We start from the raw sequence: 20,538 nt of genomic DNA on the forward strand, positions 1-20,538 counted from the left end.
CATTCCGAATTATTGGAGGTTGTTAGACTAATGGTCTATTTTACTAAATAGTTGTAGTGCATTTGTCCGCTGCTTTATTCGTTGTTTTGCTTTGGCGGTGCGCTATAGAAACCAGTTTAAGAGCAATAAGGGAGAGACCTGCGCAATGCGTAACAACCAGCCAGTCACTCAAAAAGAATATAAGTTTCCAAAGCATTACCGGCTGATTTCCTCTACCGATAAGCGGGGAATTATCACTTATTGCAACGATGCATTTATCGAAGTGAGTGGTTTTGACAGGGAAGAATTAATCAATAAAAACCATAATCTGGTAAGGCATCCGGATATGCCCGAGGGGGTATTTAAAGAAATGTGGCAAACCTTGCAGTCTGGCCGCATCTGGATGGGATTGGTAAAAAACCGCAGGAAAAACGGCGATCATTACTGGGTATCTGCATTTGTGACGCCGGTGTATGAAAACAACGAAGTCATCGGCTATGAATCTGTTCGTGTGCCTGCACTGGAGCATGAGATAGCCCGGGCGAGTGCGCGTTATAAACGCATTCGCAACGGCCAATCCGCCGCTAAAGCCAGCGAAATCTATCTCTATATGGCTAAAAAACTGAGTGTTTTTTGGGGAGTAGGGATCCCCTTAGTGGTTTACCTGGGACTGTCCGCCGGACTAATCCCTACGGTGGTTACTTCTGTGGCGCTGCTGGCTATGGCGGTGTGGCAACATAATCTTAGCGAAAAGCGCTGGGGAGAACTTATCAGTCTTAGCCCTGATTCTTATGACAGCGCAGTGGTGGCGCAAACCTACTTTGATGATTTTGGCGCTTCCGCCCGGGCAAAACTGGTGCTGGGCTGTGAACTGGCCAGAAGCCGTACCGCACTGACAAGAATCAAAGACGCTTCATCGTCTTTAGAACATATCGCCAACACGACACACGAGCAGGCAGCGCTCACGTCGACGGCCATAGTGCAGCAAAATCAGGCTACCCAGCAGATTGCATCTGCGGTTACCGAAATGTCCCAATCCATTCAGGAAGTTGCCGAGCGGGTTGAGCAAAATGCCGATACTGCACGGTCAGCCGCTATGAATGTTGAGACGGGTAATAAAACAGCGCAGTCTGCTGCCGCCGCCATAGACGAGTTAAAAGAGGTGGTTGTGTCTATTTCAGAAACCGTGTCTGAACTTGACCAAAGCACCAGCGATATTGGCGAAGCAGCCTCTATCATCTCTTCGATTGCAGAACAAACGAATCTGCTGGCCTTAAACGCGGCTATCGAAGCTGCCCGGGCCGGAGAACAAGGGCGGGGCTTTGCTGTGGTGGCCGATGAAGTGCGGGCGCTGGCTTCCAAAACCCGAGAGTCTACTGACAGGATCCACAACATTATTCAGGTGCTTGCTACTCGCAGTGAACGCGCGGTAAAAGTGTCTAAGAATGGTCTGGAGTCGGCCGAACGGGGAGCCAATATTGTGCAGGATACTCGCCAGGCATTATCCGAAATTAACGCCGCTGTACACGGTATCTCAGAGATGACCATTGAGATGTCGGCAGCGGTAGAGGAGCAAAGCGCTGTAGCCGAACACATTAATCAACAAATTGTAGAAATTGCAGACGGGGCCGCCGACACGCAACGTAGCTCCGAACGCTCACTGGAGGCCAGTGATCACTTGCACTCTACAATCTCCGAGGTTAACAGCGTTATTAAACGCTTCAACATCGAAAAAGAAATCGGTTAAGCTTAAACAAGGACAAAACAGGTTATGCTGTACCGCGGATAACCTGTTTTACTTTGCCTAAGCTTACCGGCTCTGCGTTTAGCCGTTGGCCTGTAACTTAACCACTTCGGCGCTTTCACTCGACAATATCGAATCGGCATCTGTACCCTTTAGCAGTTTGCCCACGTTGTCTTTGTTTTTTGCCAGCATAATCGACAGTTCTTCGGCAACAGACTCGTCCAGTTTAATGCCTTTTGCCTCAATATATTGCGCCAGGTTATCTGCTACATCGAGCATTTTATCGTACTGATCGGCTGCTTTTTTATCGGTAGTAACCAACTTTTCTACCCCTTTGTGAGAAACCACATATTGTGTTGTGATAGCCATGGTGTAACTCCGCTGTTGTTAAATTCCTTGCCACTTTATCGCAAAATACTGTATAAATAAACAGGTAATTTTAACCCGTGGTAAAGTTAATTATGCTTCAGATTATCCCCGTTGCGGCGCAAGCTGGTATCAGTGGGTTTGAGTCACCCGCAGCCGAGTATAAACAGCTGGCTCTGGATCTGGACGAGCTGCTTATTGAGCATCCCACCGCAACGTTTATAGGTCAGGCTCAAGGCGATTCCATGACGGGCGTAGGTATTTTCGATGGTGACTTGCTTATTGTGGATCGCGCAGCTCACCCCACTTCCCTTGATGTTATTGTGGCCAATTTAAATGGTAATTTTGTGTGCAAGCTGTATGACCGCAAAGCGCAGGTACTGCTATCGCCGGGCCTTGATCATCAGCCCTACGCTCTGGGCGAAGGCGATCTCTTCGAGGTAGAAGGTATTGTGGTGCGTTCGGTACGCATGCACAGGTATGTAAGGTGGCTAAGCCAATGTATGCGTTAGTGGATGCTAATAGCTTTTATGCCTCGGCAGAAAAAGTGTTCGACCCGGCCATTCGTCAGCGCCCGGTAGTGGTGTTAACCAATAATGATGGGTGTATTTGTGCACTGTGTGAATACGCTAAACAACTGGGAATTAAAAAATTTGGGCCTTATTACAAGGTAAAAAAGCTGCTGGCCCAGCACAATGCGGTCATTCGTTCTTCTAATTACGAACTGTACGATTATCTTTCAAACAAGATGATGCAGGTTGTTGGCCGCTATGCGCCAAACCAGCACATTTACTCGATTGACGAATGTTTCTTGTTTTTTGATCGCTGGCGGCCAGCAGAAGACTGGCATACTTATGCCACAAGAATTCAGCAGGATGTATGGCAGCAGCTCAGATTACCCGTAGGCGTAGGAATAGGTCCAACACCCACCCTGGCGAAAGTAGCCAGTTTTGCGGGTAAAAAATTGGGAGATAAATCAGGCATTGCGGTACTGGACTCCGCTGCGGCTTGTAAGCATGTTCTGGCGCAGATGGACGTACAGGATGTTTGGGGAATAGGTAAAAGAATCGCTGTAAGACTAAGAAATCAGGGCATTAATGATGCGTGGCAGCTTGCACAATTTGACCCTAAAACACTGCGTAAGCAGTTTTCTGTAGAAGTTGAACGTACGGTTAGAGAGCTTAACGGAATCGCCTGTATCCAGTGGGACGAGGAAAGAGCCAAAAAGCAGCAGATATATTCCACCAGAGCCTTTGGCAAGCCAGTGACAAGCGCACAATTTTTACGGGAAAGTTTGTGTTGGCATGCAGAAAAAGTGGCAGAGAAACTGCGCCGGCAGCAAAGTAAAACCAAGCTGCTTACCTTGTTTACCCACGCCAATCCTTTCGCCGATACCGAGCAGTACCATAAAGCCGTACAACACCGGTTTTCCCAGCCGACCAACGACACCAGAGCCTTGGTGCAGGCTGCTTCAAGTGCGAGTGACACACTTTATAAAGCAAACATCAAATTACATAAGTGCGGTGTAGGCGCTATTGAGATAGTCGATACCGAGCAGGAACAGGGAGATATGTTTGCTGAGCTCTCACACAACCCCAAACTCATGCAGTGCATGGATGCAATTAACAGCCGCTACGGCAGTCAGACCATAGGCGCAGCGGCTAAAGGTATTCATCCGGAATGGGGGATGAAACGCGAATACCTGTCGCCGCAATACACTACCAACTGGCAGCATCTGCCAAAGGTGGTTTGTTAGAGTGGCTCTCTTGGCTTTTCAGCTTGTTCCGCCTTTTGCTCAGACATTGCTTTAGCACAGAGCTGTACTTCCTGATAACACCAAGGTCCATACGTCCCCCCTTGTACCATTAAACAATCTTCTGGTGAAATCTCGTGTTTGGTTGAATTTTGTACTATATTCATTTTAGGTCACTCGCTTTTAATTAGGTCAAGAAGAGGTAATAAAGCTAAACCAATAAAGTTGGAGACACGCTGATGAAAGAGACAGGGATGTATACTATTGGGACTATGGTCGCAGTGGTCCTTATTTGGTTATTATGCAGTGGAAGTGCTTATTCTGTAGAACCTACATGGATGGGCAAACAAAAGTTTGATGGTGAAGCGACAGGTATAATAAGAGACATTGTATCTATTGATCATGCTGTTTTCATCGGAGCTGAAAACGGTCTCTTCAGGGTAATAGGCGATAATGCTAAGCAGTATTCGCACTTAAATAGCCCTCTTGGCGAAGGTTACATAACTGATATATACCCTCAGCAAGACACTCTCTACATTACAGAATTTGGTAATGGCGTTTTTAAATACTCACTATCTGAAGATAAATTTTCCCGGCTTGACTTACCTCCAATTCTGGCGAAAAAAGCTTGGACTGTTATTTCAACCCAAAATGCTCTATTTGTTAGCACTATTTCCAAGATAGTGGTACTCCCCTTCACTAATGACCCCTTACGAATAATAGAGACTTTCAATGATGGGAGGTCAATGAGAGGTATATTTGCTTTAACAGAGTATCAAAATCAAATAGTCGCCTCTGAAGACAATAACCTTTTATTCTTAGATTATGCAGGCAACGAAAAGTCCGTCCTAAAACGATCTGAACATTTTCCCTTACTTTCGCTAATAACTTTTGTAAAGGCTATCGACGATGAGCTATACGTTGGTGGCGTCGGCGGATTGTATCGATTGAAAGGTAAGTCCTGGAAGTTTTTCTCTAATGCGCTATCCGGTGATAAACACAAAGAAGTTGAGAGCATAATTAAAGACAGAGATGGGAGAATCTGGGTCGCAGCGGGAGGCTTACTTCTATTGAATGAGCTTGATGCGACATTAAACGAGTTAACTTTCGGAAAACCACGTTACAGCTTTGATCAAATCAGGGCTGTTCAAGCGGTACACCAGCTTGACAATGGCCAGCTTCTGGTAGCGTCGACACAGTTGGGATTAACTGCTCTTGAGCCCGAGGCTCCGGCAGTAAATTATTTACATGAGACGAGCTTTCCTTTTAGAAAAGACATTTATTCAGCGGTGAATGTTGGACAAGGAGAATCCCTCGTTATGACTTCTGAACGATGGCTTTCGTTGGACTATGATTCAGCGAAACTGACCAGTAAGCCCGGCCTAACAATTGATCCAAAGGTTATCCAGGTCAACGCTCAAACCATATTCGAACCCTCTCTTTGTAAAGTCAGAACGTTTTCAGGAACCTCGGATGTTGAAACCCAAATAGGTGATCCAAATGGATTATGTCCATTCCTAACAAAACACCATTTTGTACGAGATGACAAGCTATACATATACTATCAAACTTCAACTCATTCTGGTTTGGCTACTCTTACCGATAATCGATTGGTTCAATATGTTAATGCGCCCAAAGATATTCGATTTCTATTGAGTTCAGGTGAAATTCCTGTAGCTATTCTTGATAGGCATAATTCACTTTACTTAATGGAAGCAAAGGGAGTATGGGTTAAGCATGAATTAGCGGAGCTTGGCGGTGTATATGTCTATTGTATGTATGCTAATGCGAGCAGTATTTATTTTTGTACCTCCGGGAAAGGTATGAAACAAATGGATCTTAAATCAAAGAAACTATCAGATGCATATACAGGAATAGAATCTCCCCGATTTATCAGAGCTGGTTTCATTGATCGAGAAGGGAGTCATTGGTTGGCCACTAATAAAGGTTTGGTGTTAATTGATGAAGGAGAGATTTTTGAATTTGATAACAGCGATGGTGTTATAGATATCGATTTTAATTATCAGGGGATATTTCCTCTCAATCGTCAAAAATTTATATTGGTTGGAGATCAGCTTTCCTATCTCATAGACACTCATCGGGTGAAGGCTTTTGTTGAACGCAGAAGAAATCACCAGGCTCAAGCTAGTATCTTTAAAGTTAGAGTGCTTCCTGAAGCAGGAACGGAAGCGATGCTCTCTCCCCACGGTGAAATCGAGCTTAAATCCTCCCCAGAAGAAATCATCTTTGAGTTTGCGTCCGCAGATTATCTTTATTCTCACCTGCATAAATTAGAGTACCGGCTTATGGGTTTTCATGAAGAATGGCAATCCTTGCCTGATAACATGGGAACTGTGGCTTACTCCGGATTGGATTTTGGCCAGTTTGATTTTCAGGTGCGTGTGGTTGATAGCAAAAGTAAAGTCACCCAACCGGTAAGTCGTTATCCATTTAGTATTGCCACGCCTTTTTGGTATACCTGGCAAGCGTATATTCTCTATCTGGTAGCGGTAGGGTTGGCTATTTGGCTGGTAATTTTACTGATAAAAAGACATCTGGCACTGAAAAGCCTAATGCTGGCGGAGATTATTCAACAGAAGCAGTCAGCACTTATGGAGAGTAATCGTTCTATAACTGAATTACTCAACAAGAAAGAACGTATTTTCAGTAACCTGGCGGCAGAAATTAAGCAGCCAGTAATGCAAATTATTAACCCATTGGCGGAGTTACGTAACGACCACCTGACTTCTAAAATGCGGCAAAAACTTGATGCTGTGTATTCTCATGCTGGTCGTTTACGAGTGCTGATGGACCAGTTAACCGCAGTGCAGCGGATAGAGCATATCAGCAGCCAGATTCTTCAGAGTTACAGTGTGGGTAAAACACTTGATTATCTGGTAGAAACGCTGCGCCCTCAGGCAATCCAAAAGCAGCAAATTCTGAGTTATGAGTGTCAGATAAAAAGCCGCGTGTTGTTAGTTCAGGATTCTTTGGAAGCCATGGTCAACAATCTGTTGCTAAACGCCATTACATTTACCCAGCCACGGGGCACCATCAGAGTAAAGGCGTCTGCCGATGCGGATAGGATGCATATTAGGGTGAGTGATAACGGGCCTGGCATGAGCCAGGAGGAACTCGAATTTGTTATCTCGCGCTTTGCTCATGGCGCTAATCATAATGGTAAATCGGGCATTGGTATCGGGCTGAATCTTACCAATGAGCTGGTGCTGGCAAATGAAGGCTGGCTCGAAATTAAAAGTCAAAAAGACAGCGGAACAGAGGTAACTTTACATTTACCTCTGAATACCGCAGTGGATGCAACCGAAGCAGAAAACGGGGCCGAGTCAGAAACCATCATACGGCAGGTGGCCGACAAGCGGGCAAGCTATGAAACCAATGAGTTACCGGTAGTACTTGTTATTGAGCGGAGTCAGGAGGCCAGTGAATACCTGATTGATTTGGTGGGGCAGCGCTACAACTGCTATGCGCTGCAAAGTGGTGCCAAAGCGCTGGAGATCATACCGGTTTTGCGTCCTGATATTATCATCAGTGAGTTAAATGTGCCGGATATGTCTGGTATTGCCTTTACCGAAAAACTCAGGGAAGAAGCCGAGTTTGCTGATCTTCCCGTGATGATTTTAACCGCTACCAGTGATCACACTGCCAAACTGGATAGTTTTAAAGCGACGGTAAATGATTACCTGATAAAACCCGTAGAGCGCGAAGAGTTGGTGTCAAGAATTGAAAGTAATCTGACGTTCTCGCGCCTCGCCCACCTGCGTCGCTCAGATGCCCCAGAGCAGGCTCACTCAGAAAATGTGCCAGCCTATGTGAAAACTATTCTGCCACATTGCAGTAACGAAAAAGAACGAAAATTTGTAATGAAGTTCTTGTCGATTGTTGAAGCAAACTACAAAGATGAACACTTTAGCCGTAGCGCTGCAGCGCTACGTCTGGCAATAAGTGAGAGACAGCTAAATCGCCTGTTGTCCAAACTGTTACCTGATAACTTTACGATGTTTCTGAAAAAGTACCGGCTCGAAAAAAGCATGCCCATGTTAGCCAGCGGCTTGCAGATAACACAAATCGCACTCGAGGTTGGTTTTGGTTCTGCGGCTTACTACAGTCGCAGCTTTAAACAGGTGTACGGTTGCTTACCCAGTGAGATGTCTTTTACCCAGGCAGAGCAGGTGGTCGAAGAAGAATCATAGTGCTTGGGGAAACGAGCTAGGATATCAGGTGGATCATCTGTAATACATTGCAGTGTATCGGTTTTTCCGTTGGGCTGTTCTAATTCATCGGTAAATTACCCTTTTAAATTAACGCTTTCTCCCCATGTTTTATAGTCAGGTATATGACGTTATCTAATGGAGGTTTATTTTGTCAACTGTGGTAATTACCGGAGCTAACCGAGGCATTGGCCTGGCGCTGACAAAAGCGTATCTGGCTCGAAAAGACAACGTTATTGCGGTTTGTCGTCAAACATCTGAGGCGCTTACGCAAAGTGGCGCGGAAATCATTGAGGGTGTTGATGTCAGCCAGTCGCAGGGGCTTGAAAAGCTGCAACAAAATCTGCTTGGCAGAAAGATTGATATTTTGATTAACAATGCCGGCATTATGCGTAAAAACAGCCTGGATAATCTCGATGTAGCGCAAATAAAAGATCAATTTAACGTTAACGCCCTTGCGCCGCTGCTGGTGGTAGCAGCCTTAAGAGACAATCTGGTTGAAGGAAGCAAAATCGGCTTGGTCACCAGCCGTATGGGCTCTATCGAGGATAACGATTCTGGTGGCAGTTATGGTTACCGCATGTCAAAAACAGCGCTCAATGCGGCGGGTAAGTCACTAGCGATTGATTTAAAAGACCAAGGCGTGGCAGTGGCGCTTCTGCACCCAGGGTGGGTCAACACTGACATGGTTAACTTTAACGGACTGATTGAACCAGAAGAGGCTGCTGCTGGTATTCAGGCGCGGCTGGATGCTTTGAATCTGGAGAACAACGGTGGTTTTTGGCACAGCAACGGGGACCGGTTACCCTGGTAACGCTGTTTATTAAATGTAACGCCGGTAAAGCCCGGCGTCGACGGTTTTATTATTCTGGTGGTAAATCAACGTGTAGTTTGCCAGGTTTGTAATCCAGGGTGAGTAAGAAATGCTTAAATAACCCATAGCCGAGTATGCCTACCACTTTCTTACCCTTTATGCGGGTGCCTGTCGCAGAAAACTGATTTTCTAAATTGGATGTTTCCCCTTCTGCCGGAAACAGCACTTTTACATCGGTGATTTCAAAAGGACCAAATTGAACGGTTTTCGCAGTTGCATAATCCTGTACTGCGGCGCGGTTTACTCCTCTGGTGATTGTTGAACCATCTACCTCATCTAATAAACCTGCCTGAGCGGCATAACGTCGCTCCATCAAAATGCCAGCGTTACTGCCGGTATCGACTAAAAACCAGAAGGGTTTACCGTTAATTTCTATTTCAGCAATGGGCATACCGCTGCCTCTGTCATCCATCGATCGCACGTTAGCCACTTCACTCATGTCTACCGAATCGCGGGTGATTAGGCGAATTTTTTGATCCGGATAGTTAATTTGCACAATAAATGGATAGAAAAACGAAGCCCCTAACAGCATACCGGTGGTGTGTCTGCCCATGCTAAATTCCACCACTTTGTCTAATTCAAAATCCACGCCGAACAGATTCACGTTAACGTTGTTATACGCGGTGCGATTTTCTGTGCCATTGACACCTCTTATCCGCATTAGCGACCCTTTGGATAACGCTAAATTGTGTTTGCCGATAAAAGCCTTATTGATGGCGTGGATTTGCGCTCCGGAGTCGAGCATGACCTTTGTTTCGACACCTTCCACGGTGACGGGAAGATAAATATGGCCGTTTATTAGCGTAAAGTCAGCCCACTGCGTTGCGGCGGCAAACAGGCGTAACGGAGTAAGCAAAATAACCAAAGCAAAGAGGTACTTCATTGTTATTCCTTATAATTATGCTAGTTTCTGTCCCTTGTGGTTAGCATAACTTATCCGCGGGCGAGCTGTCGATACAGGGAGTACAATTGGAATGAAAAGCGCCGGTTAGCGCGGCTTTGCGTAATACTCACGGCGAATGGCAGCAAAGTCGCCATTCGCCACGCCCTGACTGATAATGCTTTCCAGTTTTGCGATGTGCTGGTACAGCCACGACTTTTTGCTGACAGCCACATATTGCTTAAGCTCAAGCGAAGGCTGATAGGCGGCGGGCACAATCTGTGTTGCGAGCCCCATTTGCTGTAGTCGCAGGTTGGTGCTCGGAGCAACGTGAATAAACGCATCGAGTCTGCCTTTCAGCAGCATTTCAATTTTTTGCTCCAGCGAACGGGCCGGTACAATATGCGACTCGGGGATATCCTGTAAAACGGCGTCGCTGTCGGCGTAGCGGGTCAGACTTAATATATGCTGGCGCAAATCCTGAGCTTGATTAATCGAGTTTTCATTACCCTTTAACACATAAATACCCAGCTGTAGCGAGTCGTAAGCGGGATAAATTAATACAGTATGCCCGCCAATAGGCGCACTGGTTGATACGCCTACCATTAAATCGAGTGAGCCATCATCAAGTTCTATCAATCGCCGGGCATAGGGCATGGTGGAGATAACGGCTTCAGCGTTTAGCTTAGCACTCAAGTAGCGAATAAACTGGGTTTGTAAACCTTCGGGGAAGTCGCCGGATACGGCAGAGTTGAGGTTTGGCGCAGCTGCTGAAGCCGGTAACGAAATCAAAATAAAGCAAACTAGCCAGACACTGCGCCACATAATCCTTTATGTCCTTTTAAATTTATTTACACAGTGGTTTGCCCCACCACTCTGCATCCTCTACATATTTGACCACAAGTCCGTCATGAATCAACAGGGCGTGCGTATTAAAACCGGTGTCGCGGCCCACCATATTGCGGTAGTTAAGGGTTGCGCATACCAGGTAACCATAATACACGTCATCGAGTTCGTTACCCAACCAGTAGCGTTTTGGCTTTTCTATTTTGGCAAATTCTGCAGAGTCAGGGTGAGTCAGATGATAGCCGTAATAGGTTTTGACTATGTTTTCATAATCTTGTGGATACGGACCATAGTCAGCATCACTAATTTGTTGTTCGGAAGGTAGCGATGTACAACCTGATAACAATCCAACAGACACGACAGCTAATGCGGTAAACCATTTTTTCATATGCACTTCCTCTATTAATCTGAGCCGGGCTTACAGGCTGGAAAAACCAGCAAAGCGCCCGTTAATAAACGGGATCATTACACGGTTAAGCCCGAATTAACGCTATATATTGCGACGAAAAGGCAAGACAACAAGTCAGGTAACACTACTTTTGACTAATTAGGATTTGTTAAAAAAAGTGGTAAAAATACCACGCTTCAGAGAAAATGCAGTTCTCCTTGCCTGAGAGAAGCCAATAATAATGAAAAAAGTCACTGCGATTATAAAACCATTTCGCATAGAAGAAGTACGTCAGGCGTTGGCTGACGTTGGTATTAATGGCCTTACCGTCAGCGAAGTAAAAGGGTTTGGGCGACAGCGAGGCCACAGCGAATTATATCGCGGTGCCGAGTACCAAATCGATTATGTACCCAAAACCAGGATAGAGCTGGTGTTAGCCGATGAAGACGTTGAGCGTGTTTGTGAAGCTATTACCCAGAGTGCCAGGACCGGCAAGGTAGGCGACGGAAAAATATTTATAACAGATGTCGAAAAAGTCATACGAATAAGAACATCAGAAACCAATTCCGACGCGATTTAATAAAACACATTTGAGAAACAACAGGACACACTTATGCGAAACTGGCTTATCGGCCTGGCGTTTTTGCCAGGCTTTGCATTGGCTGAATCTGGCGCAGACAGCGGCGACACCGCCTGGATCTTAACTGCCACAGCCCTTGTACTCTTTATGACCTTACCCGGACTGGCGTTCTTTTACGGCGGTCTGGTCCGCAGCAAAAACGTACTTTCGGTATTAATGCAATGTTTTGCTATTGCCTGTGGCGCTTCACTGATTTGGTTAATCGCTGGCTACAGTCTGGCGTTTGGTGAAGGCAACGCGTTTATTGGCGACCTCACCAATATGTTCCTGGCTAATACCGATAAGACATCGTTGTCAGGTACATTACCCGAACCGCTGTTTTTTATGTTTCAAATGACTTTTGCGATTATTACACCGGCACTTATGGTGGGTGGTTTTGCTGAGCGCATGAAGTTCTCCTCGGTGTTAGTATTTTCACTAGCCTGGCTGGTACTGGTTTACTTGCCGGTGTGTCACTGGGTTTGGGGCGGCGGCTGGCTTGCTCAGATTGGCCTGCTCGATTTTGCTGGTGGAACCGTGGTGCACATTACCGCGGGTGTAGGCGCATTAGTGGCAGCAATGTACATTAAAAACCGTCACGGCTACGGCAGTGCATCGATGATTCCACACAACCTCACCATGACAGTCGGCGGAGCCGGTATGCTGTGGGTAGGTTGGTTTGGCTTTAATGGTGGCAGTGCCGTGGCCGCTAACGGTGATGCCGCTATGGCGATGCTGGTAACGCATGTCTCAGCCGCTGCGGGGGCACTGGCCTGGATGACCATTGAGTGGGTTAAGTACGGCAAGCCATCTGTACTGGGTATTGTTACCGGTATGGTTGCAGGTTTGGGTACCATCACGCCAGCATCGGGGTATGTTGGCCCGGCTGCCGCCCTGGTTATTGGTTTAACCGCTGGTTGTGTTTGTTTCTATTTTACCAATCTGGTCAAGCAAAAATGGAAAATTGATGATTCACTGGATGTGTTTCCGGTGCACGGTATCGGCGGTATTTTAGGCACGTTTTTAGCGGGTATTTTCTGTTCGCCAGATCTGGGTATTTTTAGTGGCTACGGATTTGGTGGCGACAATACCTCTATTGGTGAGCAACTGGGTGTGCAGATGGTGGGGATTTTTGCCACCTTCGTGTATACCGCAGTGGTAAGCCTGGTGTTGCTGAAGATCGTGGATATGCTGACCAAAGGCATTCGCGTTACGCCAGAGCAGGAACAGCAAGGGCTGGATATCAGCAGCCACGAAGAACGTGGTTACAACCTGTAAGGTGTTGTTAGCCCATGTGGCAAAAGGCCTGTTTCTACAGGCCTTTTTTGTAGCTAAAACAAAGTAGTACAGCTAGTGTAAATTTGTTGTTAAGCTACGTACTTTTATTACTTACTGAGATAAGCAAATTAGCATGAGCAAGCTGAAAAAAGTCTTATTGGCTGCCGGATTAGGCGTCGCTTTATCTGGTCAGTCACTGGCTGCACCCACCGAGGTAACCAAAGCCATTTCCCCTATTGTGATTGACGGCATCGCCGATGAAGCCGCCTGGGATAAAGCGCAATGGCACCCGCTTGAGCACCTGATGGTGGGCACAATGCCAATTCCTGCGGATTTTAGCGGGCGTTTTAAAATGTTATGGGATAATGATCAGCTTTATTTGCAGGTCGAAATCATCGACGATGTGCTGATTGATAGTCATCCGAACCCGTTACTGACTTACTGGGACGATGACTGCCTGGAAATCTTTATCGATGCAGACGCCTCAGGCGGTAATCACTTAAAATCCTACAACGCTTTTGCTTATCACATTGCGCTGGATGGTAATGTGGTTGATATTGGTCCAACAGACAATGGTGGTCAGGAGTTTGTGTTATTAAATGATCATGCCACCAGCCGCTGGACACGAGCCGATAGCGCCCCTTATCAGATTACCTGGGAAGTCAGCTTCAGGGTTTATCCTGATACCTTCCATCACAATAAGCCAGTGCCGCCTGAGAGCCTGTCAGCGGAGCAGGTTCTGGGCTTTATGCTGGCCTATTGTGATAACGATGGCAGTGAAGAACGGGAGCACTTTGTGGGCTCTCACGAGGTTGAACCCGTTAATGGCGATCGTAACCTGGGTTACATTGACGCCTCGGTATTTGGTAAAATCAAACTGGTTGATTAGCCTGTCTTACAGGCTGGCTGTGGCGTGCTTTTTTTCGTACATCAACATGTCAGCCTCATGCAGTAACAGCGATAAATCAGAGTGTGGGGCATCGATTATCTGTGCTCCCACACTGGCCGATACTTCAATGATCTTTTCGTCTATTTTCAGGCTTAAATCTGTCAGACGTTCGCTGATACGCTTGGTGACGCGTTCAGCAATGCTGCGGTTATGGCAGTGACTCATCACAACAAATTCATCGCCGCCCAAGCGGCCTACGATGTCCTGAGCACGGGACTGACTGTTGAGTATCTTGGCCAGAATAATCAGCGCTTCATCCCCAACCCGGTGGCCGTAAGTGTCATTAATGTGTTTAAAGCCATCGAGATCGATAAACAGTAACAGAATTACGCCGCCCCGTTTTTTATGCGCAGAGAGCATTTCGTTGGCAGATGCTTCCCATCCCCTGCGGTTAAGCACCGGACAAAGTGGATCGCTTGAGGCCGCAAGATAAGCCTGCATTTTGTCTGCCTGAAGTCGCTTAACACGCTCTGAAGCCGCGATTGCCAACAGTAATGCTTCGGCCGTTACGGCAATGATTAATGCATAGCGGGTTAAAAACTCACTGACATGCGGGAGGTAGACCCTAAACAGCATGGCGGCAAGAAGCACAATCAGCGCTATCAGCACCCATCCGGCACCGTGAATTTTACGCAGCGCGGCGTAGGCGGTTGCTACCGTAATGGCAACCATGCCAATCAGGGTTATTGGCCCCATAAGCTGACTGGCCAACAGGTGCAGCGGCTCTACCGGCAAGGCCGAAATAAAGCCTAAAACCAAGACCAACAGACCACAATTTATAATGGTCTGGTATTCCCACTGCTTTAGAATGAGTCTTAAATCCAGTAATAAACAAATAAATCTGACAGCGGTAAATACCGTGGCTCCGGCAAAGATAGATTTTAACTCGTGGCTGTGTAGCCAGTGCACATCCGGCATTAGTAAGCGCAGCAGACTTTCCTGTAAAATAAAGAAAAATCCGGCGCTTAATATGTAGCCGCTATACGCATAGAATCCGGCATTATGTAAGCTGCGGCCTAATACGCCAACGTAGATACACAGTGCAATACAAAACCCGCCAAACGCACTGATGGTTAATATATGCAGGTTGTTTTCCTGTTGGAAAACATGCAAATCTCTGAGTGCCATCGATACAGCGCTATCGTGATCAGACTCCACAGTCAGCGTAAACTGATAGAGCCCTTCAGGCAGAAGATAAGCTGCCCGGGCGCTGGATAAAACAGTGATATCCACCGAGTCATCGGCGTAAATTTCGGGTCTGCTCAGTGCATCGAGTGGAAAGCTGAGGACCTTCGCGTGGGGAAGCTGACAGCGAAACTGTAAATCGATAATTCCCGGTGCAACCTCAACCGGTTGTTCGAGAGTCTGGTGCTGTGGCGCTATCAACTGGCAGTCAGCATAACTCAGCGACGAGAATAGCATCATCAGTAAGGCGACGAGGTAAGCGTATTTATTGCGTAAAATATCCATTTCCACAGCGAGACAACCTGCTACAACGTGTAATTAATGACATCCATGGGGATTATCCCACGTCTTTACGTAACGTAGAATAAGCATTCTTAATTTACGCTTTTCTTCAGCGAATGTGAATAAGATGCTGTTTGTATTTGCATTTTTTATGAGCAATGTGGTGGCTTTAATCGCCACCAACAATTTGTACCTGAGCCAGATCGGTATCGCCTTTGATGACCTTATAGATAGCATCCTGCACCAGGGTCCGCATGCCGTCCTGCATAGCCTGGGCTTTCATGTCGGCAACCGAGGCCTCTTTGTAAACCATGGAGCGCAATGCCGGTGTCATGCCAAGAAGCTCATGCACGCCGGTACGACCGCGATAGCCGGTGTCCCCGCACTCCTCACAGCCTTTGGCGTGATAAAGCTCCAGGTTGTCCGGCAGGTTGAGCTCGTGGAGGTACTCTTCTCCATACTGGCGTTTGATAAACGCCCAGTCGGTTTCGCTGGCAGGACGTTTTTCCTTACAGCTGCCGCACAATGTACGAATAAGACGTTGCGCCAGAATACCCACACAGGCATCTGAAAAGTTAACCGGATCGAGGCCTAAATCCAGCAAACGGGTGATAGTTTCGGGCGCAGAGTTAGTATGCAGAGTCGAAAGTACTAAGTGACCAGTAAGCGAGGCTTCAATACCCGCGTGGGCAGTTTCTTTATCCCGCATTTCACCAATCAGAATGATGTCCGGGTCGGCCCGCAAAAAGGCGCGTAACGCATTAGCAAAGGTAAAGCCAATTTTAGGACTCACCTGCACCTGCTGCAGACCAGGCTGGGTGATTTCCACCGGATCCTCAGCCGTCCATATTTTCTTTTCGGGGGTATTCAGGTAACCAAGGATGGCATGCAACGTCGTGGTTTTACCTGAACCCGTGGGCCCTACTACCAGCAAAATCCCGTGGGGTTTTTTAATCATATCCTCGAGGCGGGACATATTACTAGGCGCAACGTTCATCTTGCCAATGGGCATAGCGCCACCAGAGGCAAGAATACGCATAACAACGCCTTCGCCAGCTACCGTAGGAATGGTTGCTACCCGCACCTCTACCAGCTGACCACTCATTCTGAATGCCAGTTTACCGTCCTGAGGAACGCGCTTTTCTGCGATATTCAGGTTTGACATAATTTTTATGCGCGCAATCACCGCACTATGGTGCGATGCCGGGACCTGGTTGATGTCACGGCACACGCCATCTATCCGCATTCTTACGCGGGTAGGGCCATTTTTCTCCGGATCGATATGAATATCAGAAGCGTTAAGGCGTTTAGCATCGTGCAGGATCCGGCTTACCAAACGGACTACCGCAGGCGCATCGTCAGAAAGTTCGTCGACAGTTTCATCGGACTCTTCTGCTGAAGTACCGATTTCATCAAGGATTTCACTCATTTCTCCGGGGCCGCTGCCCCCTACTGAGTCACCCAGATATTGTAAAATATGGGTAGGTAAACCCACGGCAATATCGTAGCTGTCTATGCCCAGCGCGCTTTCTATTTCCATGAGCAACGAGGCGTTATTTGGCTCAGCCATCAGTACAATAGGCTTGTCATGGGCATCTGCAATAACGGCCACAAAGTTGCGTTTCAGGTAAGAGCTGTTGAGGCGACTTTCACTTTGATACAGATGATACTTTTCGGGATCAAAATGGATAAAAGGGACCTGATAGTGAATGGATAAAGAGGTGCCCAGTTTGGCTTCGTTAATGCGGTATTCCGACATCAGGCGTTGAACCATCTGACGGGTATCGTTGCTGCTCTCCTGTAGGTCTGCGAGTGCTTTTTCGCTAATCAGGTTTTCGTGCAGCAGTAAGTCGAATGGGTTTTGTGTGCCACCCAGTTCGTAACGGAATTTATTACCAAGGATCTCGTTTAGTTCGCGGGCTACCGCCATGTCCTTATTGGTAAACGGGCCACTGTTTTTATTAATAATCTGCAGAATGCCCATGATGACCCCGGCATTAAGGATCGGCACGCACAAAATGTTGCGCGTACGAAAGTCGCTGCTTTTATCAAATCTGTCGGCAAATCTTAACCGCGGATGTATGGCAGCAAGTTCCTGCGTATCGTAGGGGTTAGAGATAATCAGCGGGCGCTGAGAAAGTGCGACATAACCAGCTATAGAGAGAGGGCTGATCGGTACCTTAATTTCCAGGGTTTCTTTACCTGTTTTAAACCGTGCGACCAAATCCTGATGCTGCCTGCGGCGCTGAAAAATACTCATACGCTGGGCGTCAAATAAACCGAGTACAAGGGGTTCTAGCTCTTTATAGGCATCTAACAACGTCGGCTTTTTCTCAAGCACTGTGTTGATTTTATCGAACACCAACTGGTTTTCATTTATCTCTGACATATTCTACTACAAATTAGTAAGCTGTTACTCACAGGGCAGGAAACATATCTGGCTGTGATGAAGTATAGTATTAATATATATCACCTTATACCCTCTGACCTAATGCAGCAATACTGCAAAAGGTGCAGGTGGTAAAAGTCGGTGCATGTCGGGCTGTTTACTGCCCCTGCTCCGGTGATGATTTTAATTGTTCTTTCAGCGTCACGTTAAAGTGAAAATCACCGATTTGCATTATACGGTACTGAGGTTGTCTGTAGTTTACCTCCAGTGCCTGAAGATACTCGCGCAGAGTCATCGTTTTATTTTTGCCGGCCGGGCCCAAATCTTCTATATCTATCGGATACCAATTACTGTTTCTGCGTATATACAGGGTGGCGTCTACCAGGTAGTTAGTTTCCAGCATTAGCAGGTAGTCGGTTTGGTTATCGCCATCAGGGTCGACCGCCAGCAGATAAATATGCTCTGCCTGTCGCAGCAGGTAGTTACTTTTGGTCAGGTTATCGTAAATAACATCGGCGAGCTCCGAGGGCATTTCGCAGTCGTTGAGACATTCAATGCTATTGACCACCATCAGCCTGTCCTGCTCAGGCTCTATAGCATTTTCCTGATAGGCCCGGGAAAGTCTTAGTGCCAGTGTCGGGTGACTGTCGCCATAGGTTTGCTTTAGATGTTCAATGGCAAGGTAACCAGGCAAAGCAAGCTGATTGGCAAAATACGGTATGTCTATGTCCTGCAGATCGGTTTGTCCGGATTCGATACGGGCCAACTGGCTATCAGCTGTTAATTTTCGTAAGTCTGCAAAAGGGCTGTTTACCAATACCATCACCAGCATCAGTAGCCAGCCCATCGCGACATTAATGCGGCCGAGACCGGCAATCCAGTCATCTCTGTAGCGTGCTATACAAGTTACATAGCCAAGGGAAAAAAGCGCCAGGAACATCCATACTATCATCCCCCAGTAACGACTTACTGACCAGCCATACTGCTCCACCCTTAGGGACAGGCCATAAAATACCAGCCCGCTGTAAACGGGTAACAAGAGTATGCCGAGATAGATAAACCGGTGTATAAAAGGTGAGTAAGGGCGTTCATCTGCATTACCCTGATATACGCTGTTCAGCGCAAACAGCAGGCAGGCCTGCATCCACAGGATGAGATAACTGCCCGGGCCTTCTTCCCATAGCGGCGATAAACCGGTAAACGGTAAAGCGAGCAGGAAGATCACAGAGACAAACACCAGTAATACCAGAAGGTATTTCAACAGCGCTTGCTGCAACTGTTTAATGGTATCGACGATAACGCTGAGCCGGCGAATAAGAATTACGCCCAGTGCCAGAGCAAGATTGAGCGCCGGGTAATAAAACCACTTTTGTTCAAATAGTTCGCCAAAAAAATCGATATTGATAACCGAGAAAAGCCCGGCCCACAGCATCAACACCCCCCAGGTAACCAGAGTAAACGCCAGTGCCAGACCCAGCGTAAGCAGGTTGCGCCACGAATAGTGAAACAACTGAGGATAAACGAAAGGCTCATCGGCCGTTTTTACCTGCACATACATCAGCGCTTTAAAGGTCAGTAAAGCCAGAGTAAATGTCATGGGGGCGAGCAGGGTGTCGAGGCGTGAAGGCGAAGAAGGGATTGCCTGGCCACCGGTGTAAAAGGCAAGCAGCGCACAAAGCGCGGCAAAAGGGGCGATGTAGGTAACCAGCCTGATCTTATTGCGGTCGTTAACCCCCAACAGATACATGCCAGGCCCGATAATGACCAGAGCATAAGCCGCAAATAGCCACTGCGGCGCCGTGGCCGGCCAGAACTCAAAGTCGATGGACTGATGTAATAGTAATAGAGCGAGCCCCTGTAGCAGGGCAACAAGTAGCATCAGCCGGGTAGGATAACGCAGTTCTTCCATAAATATCGTCGCCTGATTGTTTTACTTACTAAACTACAGTAGTTTTATGAATTGGTGAAAATTAAATAAAGAGAAGAACTTATGCCCGGTACTGAGCGTTCATTAACGTTGCGCTTTCTGGCAGAGCCTGCGGATGTCAACTTCGGTGGTAAAGTGCACGGCGGTGCGGTAATGAAATGGATCGACTTAAGTGCCTATGGATGTGCTGCCGGCTGGAGCGGGAAATACTGTATTACAGCGTACGTTGGCGGCATGCACTTTGTTAAGCCTATTCTGGTAGGCAATATCGTGGAAGTGGAAGCCAAGGTGATTTATACCGGCAAAAGCTCAATGCATATTCGTATTCTGGTGCGTGCTGGCGATCCGAAAAGCAGCGAACGGGAACTCTGCACACATTGTATCGCTGTGATGGTAGCCATGGATGAGAACGGGAAGCCTTCATCTGTACCCGACTGGGTACCCCAAACTGAGCAGGACAAGCGTCAAAGGGATTCAGCACTCAAATTAATGGCCATGCGCGAACAAATTCGGGACGAAATGACCACCTATCTGGACTAAATTCAGACTAATCCAAAAGCTGTTTCAATGCTTTTCAGAGCGGGTGACCGTATACCCAATAACTAACGGGAAGCGTTTCATCAACTGGTTTGGAGAAAGGACAAATAAAGTATGAATATGCGATGTGTTGCCAGCAGCGTAAGCGCCTTTTTATTGTGCTTATGGTCATCCTGGTGTTTAGCGATAGAGCTTGCCCCCGATAAACTGCAGTTGCTCGATAAAACAGCACGAAACCCTAAGCAGGTTATAGAAATGGTGAGCGCGGTGCTGGCTTTTGTGGGTGAAACCATGCGCCAGTGCTTCTGAGACA

General features: G+C 47.1%; 17 protein-coding genes. 10 read left to right on the forward strand and 7 right to left on the reverse strand.

The features are described 5' to 3' along the window. Positions 1-145 precede the first annotated feature (145 nt). Positions 146-1,726, forward strand: a complete 1,581-nt coding sequence (locus BFC17_RS16260) for a methyl-accepting chemotaxis protein (protein WP_070177534.1) — start codon at positions 146-148, stop codon at positions 1,724-1,726. Positions 1,727-1,804: 78 nt separating this feature from the next. On the opposite strand, the gene BFC17_RS16265 is transcribed toward BFC17_RS16260, so the two are convergent. Then, the gene (locus BFC17_RS16265) at positions 1,805-2,092 is read right to left on the reverse strand and encodes a YebG family protein (protein ID WP_070177535.1); all 288 of its coding nucleotides are present in this window, start codon (positions 2,090-2,092) and stop codon (positions 1,805-1,807) included. A 92-nt stretch (positions 2,093-2,184) separates the two neighbouring features. Here BFC17_RS16265 and BFC17_RS16270 point away from each other — a divergent pair, with 92 nt between their 5' ends. From BFC17_RS16270 to BFC17_RS16285, 4 genes are all read left to right on the forward strand, one after another. Further along, positions 2,185-2,601 (forward strand): S24 family peptidase, encoded by a 417-nt coding sequence (locus BFC17_RS16270; RefSeq protein WP_070177971.1) that lies wholly within the window; start codon positions 2,185-2,187, stop codon positions 2,599-2,601. Then, positions 2,589-3,845 (forward strand): Y-family DNA polymerase, encoded by a 1,257-nt coding sequence (locus BFC17_RS16275; RefSeq protein ID WP_070177536.1) that lies wholly within the window; start codon positions 2,589-2,591, stop codon positions 3,843-3,845. The genes BFC17_RS16270 and BFC17_RS16275 overlap by 13 nt, the downstream gene beginning before the upstream one ends. Before the next feature lie 236 nt (positions 3,846-4,081). Beyond that, positions 4,082-8,053, forward strand: coding sequence for an ATP-binding protein (locus BFC17_RS22320; RefSeq protein WP_083271785.1), 3,972 nt, complete (start codon positions 4,082-4,084; stop codon positions 8,051-8,053). A 169-nt stretch (positions 8,054-8,222) separates the two neighbouring features. Beyond that, a complete protein-coding gene (locus BFC17_RS16285) occupies positions 8,223-8,885 on the forward strand; it encodes an SDR family oxidoreductase (RefSeq protein ID WP_217494034.1) in 663 nt (220 codons plus the stop codon). 49 nt (positions 8,886-8,934) lie between these two features. On the opposite strand, the gene BFC17_RS16290 is transcribed toward BFC17_RS16285, so the two are convergent. The 3 genes from BFC17_RS16290 to BFC17_RS16300 form a co-directional block, all read right to left on the reverse strand. Next, positions 8,935-9,828 (reverse strand): pepsin/retropepsin-like aspartic protease family protein, encoded by an 894-nt coding sequence (locus BFC17_RS16290; RefSeq protein WP_070177539.1) that lies wholly within the window; start codon positions 9,826-9,828, stop codon positions 8,935-8,937. Between the two features lie 105 nt (positions 9,829-9,933). Beyond that, entirely contained in the window at positions 9,934-10,650 is a 717-nt protein-coding gene (locus tag BFC17_RS16295; protein ID WP_070177540.1) for a substrate-binding periplasmic protein, read from the reverse strand. Between the two features lie 22 nt (positions 10,651-10,672). Then, positions 10,673-11,059 (reverse strand): hypothetical protein, encoded by a 387-nt coding sequence (locus BFC17_RS16300; RefSeq protein WP_070177541.1) that lies wholly within the window; start codon positions 11,057-11,059, stop codon positions 10,673-10,675. A gap of 241 nt (positions 11,060-11,300) precedes the next feature. Between BFC17_RS16300 and BFC17_RS16305 the strand changes: the two genes are divergently transcribed. From BFC17_RS16305 to BFC17_RS16315, 3 genes are all read left to right on the forward strand, one after another. Beyond that, positions 11,301-11,639, forward strand: coding sequence for a P-II family nitrogen regulator (locus BFC17_RS16305; protein WP_070177542.1), 339 nt, complete (start codon positions 11,301-11,303; stop codon positions 11,637-11,639). 33 nt (positions 11,640-11,672) lie between these two features. Next, on the forward strand, positions 11,673-12,956 hold the full coding sequence (locus BFC17_RS16310) for an ammonium transporter (protein WP_070177543.1): 1,284 nt from the start codon (positions 11,673-11,675) through the stop codon (positions 12,954-12,956). Positions 12,957-13,098: 142 nt separating this feature from the next. Next, positions 13,099-13,845, forward strand: a complete 747-nt coding sequence (locus BFC17_RS16315; RefSeq protein WP_175439598.1) for a sugar-binding protein — start codon at positions 13,099-13,101, stop codon at positions 13,843-13,845. Positions 13,846-13,851: 6 nt separating this feature from the next. Here BFC17_RS16315 and BFC17_RS16320 read toward each other — a convergent pair whose 3' ends face one another. The 3 genes from BFC17_RS16320 to BFC17_RS16330 all read right to left on the reverse strand — a co-directional run bounded on the left by BFC17_RS16320 (position 13,852) and on the right by BFC17_RS16330 (position 19,670). Then, a complete protein-coding gene (locus tag BFC17_RS16320) occupies positions 13,852-15,375 on the reverse strand; it encodes a sensor domain-containing diguanylate cyclase (protein ID WP_229680930.1) in 1,524 nt (507 codons plus the stop codon). Between the two features lie 166 nt (positions 15,376-15,541). Next, the gene (locus BFC17_RS16325; RefSeq protein ID WP_083271786.1) at positions 15,542-17,761 is read right to left on the reverse strand and encodes a GspE/PulE family protein; all 2,220 of its coding nucleotides are present in this window, start codon (positions 17,759-17,761) and stop codon (positions 15,542-15,544) included. A gap of 157 nt (positions 17,762-17,918) precedes the next feature. After that, entirely contained in the window at positions 17,919-19,670 is a 1,752-nt protein-coding gene (locus BFC17_RS16330) for a DUF4153 domain-containing protein (RefSeq protein ID WP_070177546.1), read from the reverse strand. Positions 19,671-19,751: 81 nt separating this feature from the next. On the opposite strand from BFC17_RS16330, the gene BFC17_RS16335 reads away from it, so the two are divergent. Both BFC17_RS16335 and BFC17_RS16340 read left to right on the forward strand, forming a co-directional pair. Beyond that, positions 19,752-20,228, forward strand: a complete 477-nt coding sequence (locus BFC17_RS16335) for an acyl-CoA thioesterase (RefSeq protein WP_070177547.1) — start codon at positions 19,752-19,754, stop codon at positions 20,226-20,228. A gap of 111 nt (positions 20,229-20,339) precedes the next feature. Continuing rightward, positions 20,340-20,534 carry a hypothetical protein gene (locus BFC17_RS16340; protein WP_070177548.1) on the forward strand — a complete coding sequence of 65 codons (195 nt, stop codon included), beginning with the start codon at positions 20,340-20,342 and terminating at the stop codon, positions 20,532-20,534. The last annotated feature ends 4 nt before the right edge of the window (positions 20,535-20,538 follow it).

The sequence above is a fragment of the Marisediminitalea lipolytica genome (genome assembly GCF_001758465.1).
Lineage (GTDB): Bacteria > Pseudomonadota > Gammaproteobacteria > Enterobacterales > Alteromonadaceae > Alteromonas > Alteromonas lipolytica.

Bases quoted from the DNA above. Each gene is read 5' to 3' on its own strand.
- BFC17_RS16260 (WP_070177534.1), top strand. From the start codon at position 146: ATGCGTAACAACCAGCCAGTCACTCAAAAAGAATATAAGTTTCCAAAG.
- BFC17_RS16265 (WP_070177535.1), bottom strand. From the start codon at position 2,092: ATGGCTATCACAACACAATATGTGGTTTCTCACAAAGGGGTAGAAAAG.
- BFC17_RS16270 (WP_070177971.1), top strand. From the start codon at position 2,185: ATGCTTCAGATTATCCCCGTTGCGGCGCAAGCTGGTATCAGTGGGTTT.
- BFC17_RS16275 (WP_070177536.1), top strand. From the start codon at position 2,589: ATGTATGCGTTAGTGGATGCTAATAGCTTTTATGCCTCGGCAGAAAAA.
- BFC17_RS22320 (WP_083271785.1), top strand. From the start codon at position 4,082: ATGAAAGAGACAGGGATGTATACTATTGGGACTATGGTCGCAGTGGTC.
- BFC17_RS16290 (WP_070177539.1), bottom strand. From the start codon at position 9,828: ATGAAGTACCTCTTTGCTTTGGTTATTTTGCTTACTCCGTTACGCCTG.
- BFC17_RS16295 (WP_070177540.1), bottom strand. From the start codon at position 10,650: ATGTGGCGCAGTGTCTGGCTAGTTTGCTTTATTTTGATTTCGTTACCG.
- BFC17_RS16300 (WP_070177541.1), bottom strand. From the start codon at position 11,059: ATGAAAAAATGGTTTACCGCATTAGCTGTCGTGTCTGTTGGATTGTTA.
- BFC17_RS16305 (WP_070177542.1), top strand. From the start codon at position 11,301: ATGAAAAAAGTCACTGCGATTATAAAACCATTTCGCATAGAAGAAGTA.
- BFC17_RS16310 (WP_070177543.1), top strand. From the start codon at position 11,673: ATGCGAAACTGGCTTATCGGCCTGGCGTTTTTGCCAGGCTTTGCATTG.
- BFC17_RS16320 (WP_229680930.1), bottom strand. From the start codon at position 15,375: ATGGATATTTTACGCAATAAATACGCTTACCTCGTCGCCTTACTGATG.
- BFC17_RS16325 (WP_083271786.1), bottom strand. From the start codon at position 17,761: ATGTCAGAGATAAATGAAAACCAGTTGGTGTTCGATAAAATCAACACA.
- BFC17_RS16330 (WP_070177546.1), bottom strand. From the start codon at position 19,670: ATGGAAGAACTGCGTTATCCTACCCGGCTGATGCTACTTGTTGCCCTG.
- BFC17_RS16335 (WP_070177547.1), top strand. From the start codon at position 19,752: ATGCCCGGTACTGAGCGTTCATTAACGTTGCGCTTTCTGGCAGAGCCT.
- BFC17_RS16340 (WP_070177548.1), top strand. From the start codon at position 20,340: ATGAATATGCGATGTGTTGCCAGCAGCGTAAGCGCCTTTTTATTGTGC.